This window comes from Pseudarthrobacter sp. J47 (assembly GCF_049810315.1).
Taxonomy (GTDB): domain Bacteria; phylum Actinomycetota; class Actinomycetes; order Actinomycetales; family Micrococcaceae; genus Arthrobacter.
The window spans coordinates 2,640,000-2,654,441 of record NZ_CP187358.1 but is presented as its reverse complement, the minus strand read 5'-3'; the positions used below and the strand labels follow the sequence as shown (position 1 = coordinate 2,654,441).

General features: G+C 62.4%; 15 protein-coding genes. 14 read left to right on the top strand and 1 reads right to left on the bottom strand.

What is annotated here, in order from left to right; all coding sequences use genetic code 11:
* Nucleotides 1-5: 5 nt before the first annotated feature.
* Nucleotides 6-902: a glycosyltransferase gene (locus tag ACPJW8_RS12150; protein WP_330187736.1), complete on the bottom strand. Its 897-nt coding sequence runs from the start codon at nucleotides 900-902 to the stop codon at nucleotides 6-8.
* Between the two features lie 192 nt (nucleotides 903-1,094).
* On the opposite strand from ACPJW8_RS12150, the gene ACPJW8_RS12145 reads away from it, so the two are divergent.
* From ACPJW8_RS12145 to ACPJW8_RS12080, 14 genes are all read left to right on the top strand, one after another.
* Nucleotides 1,095-2,207: an MraY family glycosyltransferase gene (locus ACPJW8_RS12145; protein ID WP_330187737.1), complete on the top strand. Its 1,113-nt coding sequence runs from the start codon at nucleotides 1,095-1,097 to the stop codon at nucleotides 2,205-2,207.
* 92 nt (nucleotides 2,208-2,299) lie between these two features.
* Nucleotides 2,300-2,785, top strand: a complete 486-nt coding sequence (locus ACPJW8_RS12140) for a hypothetical protein (protein WP_330187738.1) — start codon at nucleotides 2,300-2,302, stop codon at nucleotides 2,783-2,785.
* On the top strand, nucleotides 2,778-3,083 hold the full coding sequence (locus ACPJW8_RS12135; protein ID WP_330187739.1) for a hypothetical protein: 306 nt from the start codon (nucleotides 2,778-2,780) through the stop codon (nucleotides 3,081-3,083). Before ACPJW8_RS12140 ends, ACPJW8_RS12135 begins: the two co-directional genes overlap by 8 nt.
* 81 nt (nucleotides 3,084-3,164) lie before the next feature.
* Nucleotides 3,165-3,965, top strand: a complete 801-nt coding sequence (atpB, locus tag ACPJW8_RS12130) for a F0F1 ATP synthase subunit A (RefSeq protein WP_330187740.1) — start codon at nucleotides 3,165-3,167, stop codon at nucleotides 3,963-3,965.
* An 81-nt stretch (nucleotides 3,966-4,046) separates the two neighbouring features.
* Nucleotides 4,047-4,250: an ATP synthase F0 subunit C gene (gene atpE, locus ACPJW8_RS12125; protein ID WP_009356484.1), complete on the top strand. Its 204-nt coding sequence runs from the start codon at nucleotides 4,047-4,049 to the stop codon at nucleotides 4,248-4,250.
* A 56-nt stretch (nucleotides 4,251-4,306) separates the two neighbouring features.
* Nucleotides 4,307-4,858, top strand: coding sequence for a F0F1 ATP synthase subunit B (locus tag ACPJW8_RS12120; RefSeq protein ID WP_330187741.1), 552 nt, complete (start codon nucleotides 4,307-4,309; stop codon nucleotides 4,856-4,858).
* Entirely contained in the window at nucleotides 4,858-5,682 is an 825-nt protein-coding gene (locus ACPJW8_RS12115; protein WP_330187742.1) for a F0F1 ATP synthase subunit delta, read from the top strand. The genes ACPJW8_RS12120 and ACPJW8_RS12115 overlap by 1 nt, the downstream gene beginning before the upstream one ends.
* Before the next feature lie 86 nt (nucleotides 5,683-5,768).
* Entirely contained in the window at nucleotides 5,769-7,406 is a 1,638-nt protein-coding gene (gene atpA, locus ACPJW8_RS12110; protein WP_330187855.1) for a F0F1 ATP synthase subunit alpha, read from the top strand.
* 73 nt (nucleotides 7,407-7,479) lie between these two features.
* On the top strand, nucleotides 7,480-8,370 hold the full coding sequence (locus tag ACPJW8_RS12105; protein ID WP_330187743.1) for a F0F1 ATP synthase subunit gamma: 891 nt from the start codon (nucleotides 7,480-7,482) through the stop codon (nucleotides 8,368-8,370).
* Between the two features lie 79 nt (nucleotides 8,371-8,449).
* Nucleotides 8,450-9,904, top strand: a complete 1,455-nt coding sequence (atpD, locus tag ACPJW8_RS12100; RefSeq protein ID WP_330187744.1) for a F0F1 ATP synthase subunit beta — start codon at nucleotides 8,450-8,452, stop codon at nucleotides 9,902-9,904.
* A gap of 1 nt (nucleotide 9,905) precedes the next feature.
* On the top strand, nucleotides 9,906-10,190 hold the full coding sequence (locus tag ACPJW8_RS12095) for a F0F1 ATP synthase subunit epsilon (protein WP_330187745.1): 285 nt from the start codon (nucleotides 9,906-9,908) through the stop codon (nucleotides 10,188-10,190).
* Nucleotides 10,191-10,200: 10 nt separating this feature from the next.
* Nucleotides 10,201-10,632, top strand: coding sequence for a DUF2550 domain-containing protein (locus ACPJW8_RS12090; protein WP_330187746.1), 432 nt, complete (start codon nucleotides 10,201-10,203; stop codon nucleotides 10,630-10,632).
* Between the two features lie 9 nt (nucleotides 10,633-10,641).
* Nucleotides 10,642-11,949 carry an alpha/beta hydrolase gene (locus ACPJW8_RS12085; RefSeq protein ID WP_330187747.1) on the top strand — a complete coding sequence of 436 codons (1,308 nt, stop codon included), beginning with the start codon at nucleotides 10,642-10,644 and terminating at the stop codon, nucleotides 11,947-11,949.
* On the top strand, nucleotides 11,949-14,432 hold the full coding sequence (locus ACPJW8_RS12080; RefSeq protein WP_330187748.1) for a bifunctional lysylphosphatidylglycerol flippase/synthetase MprF: 2,484 nt from the start codon (nucleotides 11,949-11,951) through the stop codon (nucleotides 14,430-14,432). The genes ACPJW8_RS12085 and ACPJW8_RS12080 overlap by 1 nt, the downstream gene beginning before the upstream one ends.
* The last annotated feature ends 10 nt before the right edge of the window (nucleotides 14,433-14,442 follow it).

Sequence of the window (14,442 nt, the reverse complement as noted above, 5' to 3'; positions counted from 1 at the left end):
GGGTCCTAGAAGTTCTGGTCTTCCAGGGGGGCGAAGCCCTTACCCCGCAGGCCCTTGCTGAAGGCCGATGCCCATTCGGACAATCCCTTGAAGTCGCCCCGCTTGAGGAAGTAGCCAAGGTACCCGCCGACGTCGGCCACGAAGGACTTCACGCGGAAGTAGCGGCGGATCATGTAGCCGCGGTTCCGGTAATAGTAGAAGCGCTTGAAGGCTGACTCCGGGACGATTACATGCCAGCGGGCGCCAAATACGTGCTGCGTTTCGGCAAAAGCGTGCGGGTGGGTGATGGCCGTGGTGGTGACAGTGCCAAAACGGACGCCTGCCTGCCGGAGGCGGAGCGTGAAGTCCACCTCGTCACCACGGATGAACAGCCTCATGTCCGGAAGGCCCACCTTGAAGAAGACGTCGGACCGGATCAGCGCTCCGTTGAAGAAGTGCCCGTCGTTGGGCAGGAAACCAAGGCTTTCGACGGCGGCACGGCTGTGGGTGACCTTTCCGTCCAGCCGGAAGAAGAAGGACAGCCGGTCCGGGTGGCCGGGTGCAACAACCAGCGGCAGCACGGCCTCGAGGTCCCGCGCCTCGGCTTCGCGGAGGAGCGTGGCGAGGCATTCCGGATCGGCGGGCTCGGCGTCGTCGTCCATCATCCAGATCCAGCGCGCGCCGCTGGCCACGGCCTTCAGCGCTGCCAGGGAGAAGCCGCCGGCCCCGCCAAGGTTGGCCTCGGAGCGCACATAGTCGACGTTGGGGTGTTGTGCTGCCACGTCCCTGGCGGGCGTGGTTCCGCTGTCCACGAGGCAGATAGTCTCCACGGGCGCGGTCTGGGCGTTGATGGCATCAAGCAGGGTGGACAACTCGGCTGGCCGGTCGAAAGTGACGGCTGCAACTGCGACCGGGTTCTGCATGATTTCCCTTCAGAGTCCCGCCGGGAGATTTCCGGAGGGCAGTGTGGCGCGGAGGGGGAAGGCCCGTGGCGCTAGTATCTTGACTAGAGTCCACTGTAATACAGCCCTGTTTGGCACCTCGCACTGCCTGCTGTGAGCCCGGCGACGGAGATTTTCAATCCAACCTTCCACACGAACACCCAGGCCAAGCACATGATCATGTACTTGCTGATGGCGCTGACTGCCGCCGTCGTTTCCTATACCGCGACGTGGGGGGCGCGGCTCGTCGGAAACCGCCTTCAACTGTTCCTGCCCATCCGCAGCCGTGACATGCATTCCACACCCGTATCCAGGCTGGGCGGCGTCGCCATCTTCCTGGGTGTCCTGGTGGCGTTGATTGTTGCCAGCCAATCGTTCTTCGTGCAGGACATCTACCGCAGCAACTTCGCCCCGTGGGGCGTCCTCGCCGGCGCCGGAGTCATTGTCCTGGTGGGCATGGTGGATGACCTGGTGGATCTGCGGTGGTGGGTCAAGCTGATCGGCCAGGTTGCGGCGGCCCTGATCGTGGCAGTCTGGGGCGTCCGAATGACGATCGTGCCGTTCGTACCGGAGCCTGTGTACCTGGAGAACGAGACCGTCAGCATCGTATTGACGGCATTCCTGATTGTCACCACCATGAACGCGTTCAACTTCATTGACGGACTGGATGGCCTGGCAGCCGGGGTGGCCATTATTGGCGGATCGGCGTTCTTCCTCACCGCTTATTGGGTGCACCGCACCGCCATCATCCTGGACAGATCCGACCTCGCCACGCTGCTTACGGCAGTGCTTGTTGGCAGCTGCGTCGGCTTCCTGCCCCACAACTGGTTCCCGTCCAAGATCTTCATGGGGGATTCCGGGGCCATGCTGATCGGCCTTGTCATGGCGTCGGCAGGCATTGTTTCCACGGGCCAGATCACCTCAGGCCTCTACGACCGCGCCAACGGTATTCCCACGATCATCCCCATCCTCCTGCCGTTCGCCGTGGTCTTCCTGCCGCTGCTGGACTTTGGCATGGCGGTGGTACGGCGGACGGCAAGGGGCAAATCGCCCTGGTCTGCGGACCGTGGCCATCTGCACCACAAGCTGCTGGACATCGGCTACTCGCACCGGATGGCAGTAATCCTGCTCTATCTATGGACGGCGGTGCTGTCCTTCGGGGGCCTCGCCCTGGCGATTTTTCCATGGCAGATTGTGCTGCCCATCGACATCCTGGCAGCGGGGGCCATGGCGGTTGTGACCGCCTGGCCATACCTGCGGCGCAGCAACACCGACACCGCAACGTAGCTTTCTGAAATATTTCTATCTCGTGTAGAATTCAAGTGCGGTCTTTCGCCGCGAGCTCTTCCCGCCTGCACGCACCGACGATTGGGATCTCCATGACCTCCAACGCCGATTCCGGACGCACGTCCGGCAACGGGCCCGTTGGAGTTTCCGGATCCACTTCCTCGCTGTGGTTGAAGCTGCTGAAGCTGAGCGCCCTCGCTGCCGCAGCCGGCCTGGCAATTGCGTCGGCAGCGGCTGTCATCCTGAACGGTCAGGCGGGCATGCTCTCCACTGTTTTTGGTGGCCTGCTGGTGATGCTGTTCTTTGGGATCAGCCTGCTGGTAGGCCACTTCGTTGGCCGCCGGAACCCATCCGGAGCGATCGGGCTGTTTGTAGCCACGTACTTCGTCAAGGTTGTCGGATTCGCCGTCGTGCTGTTCGTCATCGGCAGGCCTGATTGGCTGCATGGCCAATGGTTCCTCATAGGTGCTGTCACCGCCGTCGTTTTGTGGCAGGCCGCCGAACTGTACGGCTTCAGCAAGGCCCGTCTCCAGATCTTCAACGACCCCACGCCGGACCAGGGGAAAAGCAATGCCTAAGAACACCTCAACCCCCGGAAACTCCACTTCTGACGCCCAAAATGGCGGTAGCGGATACAACGATGGCATGGCCGTCTTCAGCTACATCATTGGCGGAATCATCGTCTGGAGTTTGATAGGGTGGGGTCTGGATAATCTGTGGGATACCCGCTGGATTGTGCTCGCAGGCGCTCTGCTTGGAGCTCTCGGAGGATTTTACCTGTCCTACATGCACGGCCTCACCAGTAGCAAGAAGCGTACTGGTGGCAGCAGTGCTGCCGGCGGACCGTCCAAGGACGGACCCAACAATGCCAAATAATTTCACAAGGGGACCAGCAGGCCATACTGCTGCAGGAACCCGACCAACGCCCAATGATGGACACTGCAGAGAGGAAACGCGTTGATCGCGCTTGCGCTCCCGGCCCAAGAATCAGGAGAGTTCACTCCTCCTGGTATTAACGAAATGCATTTGCCGGCAATCCTGCCGTGGGGTGCGGCAGACGGCTTCTCGAAGCAGATGCTGTTGGTGATCCTTTCGGTCGTCATTATTGCCACGTTCTTCGTGCTCGCTGCACGTAAGCAGCAGATGGTTCCCGGCAAGCTGCAGTTCGCAGGCGAAATGGCCTATGGCTTCGTCCGCAACGGCATCGCCAAGGACATCATCGGCGGCAGGGACTTCATGAAGTACGTCCCCCTGCTGTTCAGCCTCTTCTTCTTCATCCTGGTGAACAACATCTACGGTGCAATCCCGTTGATCCAGCTTCCCAGCTTCTCCCATGTTGGCGGCGCCTACGTTCTGGCCGGCATCGTCTACATCACCTGGATTGCCATCGGCATCAAGAAGAACGGTCTGCGCTACTTCAAGCTGGCCACCGTTCCCTCCGGTGTTCCGGTTTACATCCTGCCGCTGATCATCCCGATCGAAATCATCTCCAACTTCCTGGTCCGCCCGGTCACGCACAGCCTCCGTTTGTTTGCGACCATGCTGGCAGGCCACCTGATCGTGATGATCGCCGGCTCCGGCATCCAGTACCTGGTCATGCAGGAGAACATCCTGCTGCAGGGCACGTCCGTGCTGGTTCTGGCCGGCGCGATCGCCATGTACATGCTTGAAGCGCTGATCATGGTCCTCCAGGCTTACGTCTTTACCCTGCTGACGGCTATTTACATTGAAGGCGCACTCCACGCCGACAGCCACTAGGCACCCTTAAACTTCCCCCACAGCGGGGATGAAGCAACCCAAACAACCTGCCACAGAGTTGGCATCTTGAAAGGAAGAAAAATGGAAGGCAATCTCAACCTCGTAGGTTACGGTCTGTCCGCAATCGGCGGTGGTATCGGTGTTGGTCTCGTGTTCGCCGCTTACATCAACGGTGTGGCACGCCAGCCGGAAGCCCAGCGCGTCCTGCAGCCGATCGCATTCCTCGGCCTCGCGCTGACTGAAGCCCTCGCCATCCTCGGCCTGGTCTTCGCCTTCGTTCTCTAGTCTGACTTCAGAACCAAGCGAACATCCAGAACCGAGTAGAAAAGGACGGGTGAAATATGAATCAGCTGATCATCTCAGCCGCCACTGAGGGCGAAGTCAGTCCCCTCGTGCCCAACGTCTGGGAAATGGGCGTTGTCCTTATCAGCTTTGCCGTGCTCATGTTCATCGTGGTCAAGTTTGTTGTCCCGATGTTCGAGAAGACGTTCGCAGAGCGTGCCGAAGCCATTGAAGGCGGCATTGCCAAAGCTGAAAAGGCCCAGGCTGAGGCATCTGCTGCACTCGAAGAGTACAAGCAGCAGCTGACGGACGCCCGCACCGAAGCCAACCGCATCCGTGAGGAAGCGCGTGCCGAGGGTGCTCAGATCCTGGCAGATCTGAAGGAAAAGGCCGGCGCCGAGTCGGCCCGCATCACCGCCCAGGCATACGCACAGATCGAAGCCGAGCGCCAGGCTGCCGTTGTGTCGCTGCGCTCGGAGGTGGGCACCCTCGCCACCACACTGGCAGGACGCATCGTTGGCGAAGCACTCACCGATGATGAGCGTGCAGCACGTGTTGTTGACCGCTTCCTGGCAGATCTGGAGAGCCAGAACGCAGGTGCAGCTAAGTAATGGCAGGTGTATCGAGCGAATCGCTGACCACAGCGCTGACGGAACTGGAAGCAAGGCTTCCGGGTGCGTCGCTGCAGTTGGCTACGGAACTCTTCGGAATCCTGGGAACGCTGGACAGCTCGGCCGGCCTGCGCCGTGCCCTGACTGACCCGTCCCGCAGCGGTGAGGAAAAGTCTGCGCTTGTCAGGCAGCTCGTTGGTGGAAAAGTTTCCGCCGATGCTGCGGATATCGCAGCCGGACTGGCCAGCTTGCGCTGGGCATCGGCACGCGATATTGGCGATGCACTCGAGACGCTTGGGGCAACGGTGGTCATCGCCGTTGCTGAAAACAAGTCGGCCGTTTCTGCCTCCGGGATCTCCGGACTGGAAGAGCTGGAGAATGATCTGTTCTCCTTCAACCGGACCGTGGCCTCCAGCCATGAGGCACAACGTGCTCTGTCTGAGCCGCAGGCCAGTGCAGCTGCCAAGACCGCCCTGGCGCAGAAGCTTGTGCCGGGCGCTTCCGAGGAAGCGAAAGTCCTCATTGCACAGGCCGTGTCCAACCCGCGTGGTTTGAAGCCGGGCCGCCTCGTCGAGCGTTTTGCACAGCTCGCTGCCAAACGGCAGCAGCGGTGGATCGCCACGGTGAGCGTCACCCGTCCCTTGACGGCTACGCAGCTGGACCGCCTCCAGTCGGCGCTCAACGCCCTGTACCGCCGGGAGCTGAAGATCAACGTCACAGTTGATCCTGCCCTCATCGGCGGCATCCGGGTCCAGGTGGGCGACGAAGTACTTGACGCTTCAGTAGTTGCCCGCCTGGGTGAACTGAACCGCCAGCTGGCTTAGCCGGCCGGACAAGCACAACTTAACTGATAGAAACCCCGGTCATCGTGAGCAACGGTGATCACAAAACAGGAGAGCAGGGACTGCAGATGGCCGAATTGACCATCAACGCCGACGACGTCCGTAATGCGCTGAACGAGTTCGCGGCGTCCTACGAACCCGGAAACGCAGAGCGCGTAGAGGTTGGCCGCGTAACCACCGCAAGTGACGGCATCGCCCGTGTTGAGGGCCTTCCCTCGGTCATGGCGAACGAGCTGCTTCGCTTCGAGGACGGCACCCTGGGCCTGGCCCAGAACCTCGACGTCCGCGAAATCGGCGTCATCGTACTCGGTGACTTCACCGGCATCGAAGAAGGCCAGGAAGTCCACCGCACCGGGCAGGTTCTGTCCGTGCCCGTGGGCGATGCCTTCCTCGGCCGCGTTGTTGACCCGCTGGGCGTGCCCATCGATGACCTCGGCGAGATCAAGGCTGAAACCACCCGTGCCCTGGAACTCCAGGCCCCCGGTGTTACCCAGCGTAAGTCGGTCCACGAGCCGATGCAGACCGGCCTGAAGGCCATCGACGCAATGATCCCGATCGGCCGTGGCCAGCGTCAGCTGATCATTGGCGACCGCCAGACCGGCAAGTCCGCGATCGCGATCGACACCATCATCAACCAGAAGGCCAACTGGGCTTCCGGCGATGTCACCAAGCAGGTCCGCTGCATCTACGTGGCTATCGGCCAGAAGGCGTCCACCATCGCCGCTGTCCGCCAGACCCTCGAGGACAACGGCGCACTGGAATACACCACCATTGTGGCTTCCCCCGCGTCAGACCCCGCAGGCTTCAAGTACCTCGCACCGTACGCCGGTTCGGCCATCGGCCAGCACTGGATGTACGGCGGCAAGCACGTCCTCATCGTGTTTGATGACCTGTCGAAGCAGGCTGAGGCCTACCGTGCAGTATCGCTGCTGCTCCGCCGCCCGCCGGGACGCGAAGCCTACCCGGGTGACGTCTTCTACCTGCACTCCCGCCTCCTGGAGCGTTGTGCCAAGCTCTCCGACGAGCTGGGCGCCGGTTCCATGACGGGCCTGCCGCTGATCGAGACCAAGGCGAATGACGTTTCCGCCTACATCCCGACCAACGTCATCTCCATCACCGACGGTCAGATCTTCCTCCAGTCGGACCTCTTCAACGCCAACCAGCGTCCCGCTGTTGACGTGGGTGTCTCGGTGTCCCGCGTTGGCGGTGCCGCCCAGGTGAAGTCCATGAAGAAGGTCTCCGGTACGTTGAAGCTGGAACTGGCCCAGTACCGCGACATGCAGGCTTTCGCCATGTTTGCCTCGGACCTGGATGCAGCTTCCCGCCAGCAGCTGACCCGTGGTGCCCGCCTGATGGAACTGCTCAAGCAGGGCCAGTACTCGCCGTTCCCGGTTGAGAACCAGGTTGTCTCCATCTGGGCCGGCACCAACGGCTACCTCGACGACGTTCCGGTTGAAGATGTCAGCCGCTTCGAGAACGAGTTCCTGGAGCACCTGACCCACAAGTCCTCGATCCTCACCACGCTGGCCCAGACCAACGTGATGGACGACGACACCGCAGAAGCGCTGAAGACCGCCATCGTGGACTTCAAAAAGGGCTTCTTCGGCGAGGGTGACAACCACCTGGTAGGAGCCGGCCACGAGGAGCACAGTGCTATCTCCGACGCCGAGGTCGACCAGGAAAAGATCGTCAAGCAGAAGCGCTAGTTCCGCTGAACGGATGTGCCGGACCGCGCAGGTCCGGCACATCCGGTTTACGGAATCTTAGGAAAGGATAAGTATGGGAGCCCAGATCCGGGTCTACCGCCAGAAGATCAGCTCGACGACGTCGATGCGCAAGATCTTCAAGGCGATGGAACTGATCGCTACCTCGCGCATCGGCAAGGCCCGTGCGCGCGTAGCAGCTTCACTGCCTTACGCGAACGCGATCACGCGTGCCGTTTCTGCTGTCGCAAGCCAAAGCGAAATCGACCACCCGCTGACCACTGAGCCGGAGCAGATCCGCCGTGCCGCAGTCCTGGTAATTACCTCGGACCGTGGCCTGGCTGGTTCCTACTCGGCAAGTGTGCTCAAGCAGGCGGAAGGTCTCAATGAGCTGCTCCACGCCGAAGGCAAGGAAGTTAAGACCTACCTCGTCGGCCGTAAGGCGCAGGCGTACTTCGATTTCCGCAACCGTCCGTCCGAGCAGGTCTGGACCGGCGGTACGGATGCACCGGAGTTCGCCACTGCCCGTGAAATCGGAGAAGTACTGCTGGCCGAGTTCGCCAAGGACTACGAGGACGGGGGAGTGGACGAGATCCACGTCGTTTACACCCGCTTCAAGTCCATGGTGACGCAGGAACCGACAGTCATCCGCCTGCTGCCCCTTGAGGTTGTAGAGGAAGAAGCCGTTTCGGAATCCGAGCTGCTTCCCCTGTACGAGTTCGAGCCGGAATCCGAGCAGGTCCTTGATGCGCTGCTGCCGCGGTACATCGAGTCCCGACTCTTCGCAGCCATGCTGCAGGCAGCAGCTTCCGAGCTCGCCGCCCGCCAGCGGGCCATGAAGTCCGCCGGCGACAACGCCACGGACCTCATCAAGAAGTACACGCGTCTGCGCAACACGGCCCGCCAGGCTGAAATTACGCAGGAGCTTTCCGAAATCGTGGCAGGCGCAGACGCCCTCGCGTCGTAGCCCGCACCTTCGGATACAGCTAGTCCTGCACTAAAAGACAAAACTTAACCCACGCCATCTACTGAGTGAAGTGAGAGAGATGACTGCCACTGCTACCGAACACGTAGCCGCCACGTCCGGTGCCACCGGCCGTATCGCCCGTGTTATCGGCCCGGTTGTCGACGTCGAATTCCCGGCTGACGCAATCCCGTCGATCTACAACGCCCTCACCACCGAGATTACTCTCAACGGTGAGACCAAGACCATCACGTTCGAGACCTCCCAGCACCTGGGTGACAACCTCGTCCGCGCCATCTCGCTGCAGGCTACCGACGGACTCGTCCGCGGCACGTCCGTCGTCGACTCCGGTGCCCCCATCTCCGTGCCCGTCGGTGACGGCGTCAAGGGCCACATCTTCAACGTCCTGGGCCAGCCCCTGGACGTTGCCGAGTCGGAACTGGACATCAGCGAACGCTGGCCCATCCACCGCAAGGCTCCGGCCTTCGCCTCGCTCGAGGGTTCCACCGAGATGCTGGAAACCGGCATCAAGGTCATCGACCTTCTCACCCCGTACATCAAGGGTGGAAAGATCGGCCTCTTCGGCGGCGCCGGCGTGGGCAAGACCGTTCTGATCCAGGAAATGATCACCCGTGTTGCCCGCAACTTCGGTGGTACTTCCGTGTTCGCCGGTGTTGGCGAGCGTACCCGTGAAGGTAACGACCTCTGGGTTGAAATGGAAGAGGCCGGCGTCCTGAAGGACACCGCCCTTGTCTTCGGCCAGATGGACGAGCCGCCGGGAACGCGTCTGCGCGTGGCACTGTCCGCACTGACCATGGCGGAGTACTTCCGCGATGTCCAGAACCAGGACGTGCTGCTCTTCATCGACAACATCTTCCGGTTCACCCAGGCAGGCTCCGAGGTTTCCACCCTCCTTGGCCGCATGCCTTCGGCCGTGGGCTACCAGCCCAACCTGGCAGATGAGATGGGCCTCCTCCAGGAGCGCATCACGTCCACCAAGGGCCACTCCATCACCTCGATGCAGGCCATCTACGTTCCCGCAGATGACTACACCGACCCGGCTCCGGCCACGACCTTCGCACACCTCGACGCGACCACGGAACTTTCCCGTGAAATCGCCTCCCGTGGTCTGTACCCGGCCGTTGACCCGCTGACGTCGACCTCCCGCATCCTGGATCCCCAGTACATCGGCAAGGACCACTACAACACCGCTGTGCGCGTGAAGCAGATCCTGCAGAAGAACAAGGAACTCCAGGACATCATCGCCATCCTCGGCGTGGATGAACTCTCTGAAGAGGACAAGATCGTCGTGTCGCGTGCACGCCGTATCCAGCAGTTCCTCTCCCAGAACACCTACACCGCGAAGCAGTTCACCGGCGTTGAAGGTTCCACCGTGTCCATCAAGGACACCGTTGAAGGCTTCACGGCCATCTGCGACGGCGACCTCGACCACGTGGCAGAGCAGGCGTTCTTCAACGTCGGCGGCCTCGATGACGTTGAGCGCCAGTGGGCCAAGATCCAGGAACAGACCAAGTAATATGGCTGAGCTTGAGGTTGAGATTGTCGCGGCGGACCACTTCGTGTGGTCCGGAGCGGCCAAGATGGTGAAGGCCCGTACCAGCGATGGTGAAATTGGGATCCTGCCCGGCCACTCGCCACTGCTGGCGATCCTGGCCGAAGGTGAACTGGCTATTGAGCCGGTTTCCGGTGATCGCCTGAGCGTAGCTGTTGACGGTGGTTTCTTCTCCGTGGACAACAACCGGGTGGTTATTGTTGCCGACAACGCCCAGCTGGGTGAAGCGGCTACTGCAGGGATCCGCTAGTACCACCTTGATGGACGCATCGAGTCTTCCGTTCATCGCCATGGCAGTCGCACTGGGACTGCTGATTATTGCACTGTGCCTTTCCGGGGTGCGCCGCGTAACGTTGCGGCGCGCCCTGGGCACGGTGGACGCCTCCATTTGCCTGACGGGAAACCGCTGGCAGATGGGGGTTTGTCGTTACCAGGACAAAGAGCTGGAATGGTTCAAGCTCATGTCCTTGAACATGAGGCCCCGCTACGCCTTCAAACGCAGTTCCCTGGAGCTGTTGGGCCGGCGTGCGCCCACCGAGTCCGAACTTGTTAAGGTCCAGCCCGGCGTGGTGATCGTTGATCTTCGCTACGAAGGCCGCGATGTCCAACTTGCCATGAAGTTTGACGCCTACACGGGGTTGTCGTCATGGCTTGAGGCCGGGCCAGTAATCGGCGTCGGCACCTGGCGCTAGAATCCCGCTGTGGAGTTGTTTGCCGATCTCCGGCTCACCGAAGGCCCGGTGTACTGGGCTGCATGGCTGCTGGGATCTGCCGGTGCACTTTACCTGCTGTGGGGCAGGCCCAAGGACCCTCCGCTCCGTCGGCTGATCCGTCCGCTGGCGGCAGGTGCCGCGGCCCTGGCAGTGGTGGCCATTGCCCACTGGGCAGTCGTGGACGTTTTATCCCTTCTTCCCGACGACGTTCCGTCTCCGGTGCTGTTCTGGGTGGGAATTGCCGTGGCCACGGCCATCCTGTTGCTCATGCGCGTTGGCCGGGAGACGTGGCGGCGGCGTGCGGCAGGAGGAACGGCGTTCGCCCTGGTACTCCTGTTATCGATGGTGCAGGTTAACTCGTACTTTGGCTTGAACCGCACGCTCAGCGACCTGTTCGGCACCTCGACTGCCGGCGTCAGCCGGCTTGAACCGGGCCTTACCCGGCAGGCGGACGCTCCGCCTCTGGTCCCCCTTGCCGGGTGGCACCCGGCAGGAGCCATTCCCGGCCAGGGCGAACTGCGGACGGCATCCATTCCGGGGACGGCGTCGGGCATGAACAACCGCGACGCCTACATCTACCTTCCGCCCGCCTACTTCGCCCCCAACAGGCCGGCACTTCCGGTCCTGTTGTTGATCGCCGGACAACCAGGCGGTCCTGCTGACTGGCTGACTGGCGGTTCGCTGCAGAGCCACATGGATTCCTTTGCCGCCGCTCACGGTGGCCTGGCTCCCGTTGTGGTTGTGGCTGACCCCAACGGGTCCCAGTCCGGGAACACCATGTGCATGGACAGCCGGATCGCCAAGGCCGACACATACTTGTCCCAGGACGTGCCCCGCTGGATTACTTCCACCTTGGCCGTGGACCCTGATCACCGGCAATGGGCCGCGGGTGGATTCTCATTCGGTGCCACGTGCGCCGTGCAGCTCGGTACCCGCCACCCGGACCTTTACAAGGCGGTGCTGGCTTTCTCCAGTGAGGCGGAGCCTGCCATCGCCAAGGAGCGGCACAAGACGATCGACGCGTCCTTCCCCGGGGATCCGGCGGCGTTTGAGCGCCAGACGCCCCTGGCCATCATGGCAGCCAACCGTTTTGAAGGCAGCGGAATGTACCTGACCGCAGGAGCTGAGGATCCCGAGTTCGCCGGCTACCTCCGGACGCTGGCTGCTGCCGCGGAAAATTCCGGGTTCAGCGTACAAGCCCATATTGTGGAGGATGCCGGGCACTCCTGGGATACCTCATCGAAGCGCTTCGCGGACGCCATGGCCTTCCTGGCCGCCCGCTGGGGCCTGGGCTAGTGACACAACGGATCATCCTTCTACTGCGCGGAGTTCCCTTTACGCTCAGTGTCCTGGCAGTCTTCCTGTTGGCCGGGGCCTTTACCGGCAGCTTCCTGGCAGGGCCACCGGAGCCATTGATGGAGCACGCAGGCGTCAGCGGGCCGGGCCTGCGCTCAGGAAACTGGTGGTCACTCTTTACAGCCCTGTTTTTTGCCACGAACCCGCTCGCGTATGCAGCGGCGTCCGGGATGATCCTGCTGTTGGTGGGCCTCGCCGAACGGAGTCTGGGTTCCCTCCAGGTGGCAGCCTTGTTTTTCGCGGGCCAGTTTGGTGCTGTCACCCTGTTCCTCCTGCTGAGCCAGGTGGCCCACCAGGCAGGCGACGGCTGGATCGGCGGGATGGCCGACGACATCCTGATCGGGCCCTACGCCGCGGTGCTGGCGGTGTGCCTTGCTGCCAGCGGCAGGCTTCCGGTCCTGTGGAAGCGCCGCCTACGGGCGACTGTGCTGTCCGCGTCCATCATGCTGGTCCTTTACGTGGGCCATGCCGAAGCAGTTGTGGGCCTCATCGGTGCGCTGCTGGGACTGGGCTTTTCACGATGGAACCGCACAGAATCCGAAGCAGCCCATCACCAGCGGTCCACGGAACGCGAGGTCCGGCACCTGCTGGCACTCATCGTGGCGGTATTTGCCGTTGGCCCGATTCTGTCCGGAGTGGCCCGGTCGCCCGTAGGCCCGTTGGCGTTCCTGCGGGACGTCGTTGTGAATCCGTTGCCCACACTGAACCAACTGGAAGCTGACTGCGGGCAGGCGATCCAGGCGTCCTGCCTTAACCCCGGGCACCAGGGCATTGCCGGTCCGGCGGGGCTGGCCCTGGCTATAGTGCCGGTTGTCCTGCTGCTGATCTGCGCCGACGGCATGCGGCGGGGCCGACGCCTCGCGCTGCAGATCGCCATCGTGATCCAGCTTGGCGTGACTGCGCTTGCGGGAACGTACGTGGTGCTCTTTGCCCTGATGCCACGCAACGTCGAACGGTTTCCCGCGGCCCTCCTTGATAACGTTATTGCGCATTTCCTGCCGCTGGCGGCCGTCCCTTTGCTGCTGGCTGCGGTGCTGTGGTTCAACAGGCGGCACTTCCGGGTGGAAAGTGCGCCATTGTCACGCAGGAAGCTCGCCGCAGTTGTTGGCGGGACGTTCGTGGCGCTGGCTGCCCTTTACAGTGCTGCGTGGCTTGCTGCAGGAGGGATGTCCCGTGATGGCGGGTTGCTGGGGCTTGCGGCAGAGCTGGCCCGCCAGTTTGTTCCAGTCCCCATTCCTGCCCAATATCACCGGATCTTCACCGGACGGGACAGCCTGGAGGAAGCCATTTTCGCCTTTTCCGGCCCGGTCTTCTGGACTGTTGCCCTGGCCGCGGTATGGACCGTCTTCCTGAAGCGCCCCAGGGTGGATGCACGGACCGACGACAAAACGGCCGTCCGGGCGCTCCTTCGCCAAGGCGGCGGCCCGCTGTCCTGGATGGCACTGTGGGAACCGAACACCTACTGGTTCAGCAGTGACGGCCAAGGCGGCATCGCCTACCAGCAGCACGGTAACGTGGCGCTGACCCTGGGCGGCCCGTTCGGATCTGCCGGCGCCGAGCCGGTTGTCCGGGAATTCCTGGCCCACTGCACCGCGCAGGCCCTGATTCCCGCACTGTACTCCTGCGACGGAACGCTCTGGCCCTATCTGCGGGACCGCGGCTTCCAACGGGTCGCCGTTGCCCAGGAGACCCGGCTGGCGGTCCGGGAGATTGAGTTCAAGGGCAAGGAATGGCAAAACGTCAGGACCGCGCTGAACCGGGCAGCGAAGCTTGGGGTGAGGGCGGTCTGGGGGACCTACCGGGAACTGCCGGGTGCCCTCCGCTCGAAACTGAGCGAGGTGTCTGAGGCCTGGGCTTCGGCCAAATCGGTCCCTGAAATGGGCTTTACCCTGGGCGGGATAGACCAGCTGGACGATGACGAGGTCCTGTGCTGCCTGGCGGTCGGCCCTGACGGAACAGTCCACGGTGTTACCAGTTGGCTGCCGGTTTACGACGGCGGGAGGCTGGTCAGCCGGACCCTGGACGTCATGCGGCGTGGTGATGACGGTTTTCCAGGGGTAATGGAGTTCCTGATCGCAACGGCGGTGCTGGAGCTGCGGAACACGGTGGACACCATTTCGCTGTCTGGTTCGCCGCTGGCCAGGCATCCCGATACGCAGGGACCAGCCTCTCCGGTGGAGAATCTTGCGGCCATCCTTGACGTGGTGGGGCATGCGCTGGAACCCCTGTACGGTTTCCGGTCCCTGGCCGCATTCAAGTCCCGCTTCAAGCCGGAGTATCGCGGCCTCTACCTCTACTACCAGGATGCGCTGCACCTGCCGGCCATTGGCCGGGCCCTGACCCGGGCGTACCTCCCTGGACTTTCCCTGCGCCAGGGAGCACGCCTGGTGAGGAGCGTAGTGGGCCAACGCACAAAGAAATGATCCCCGGTAT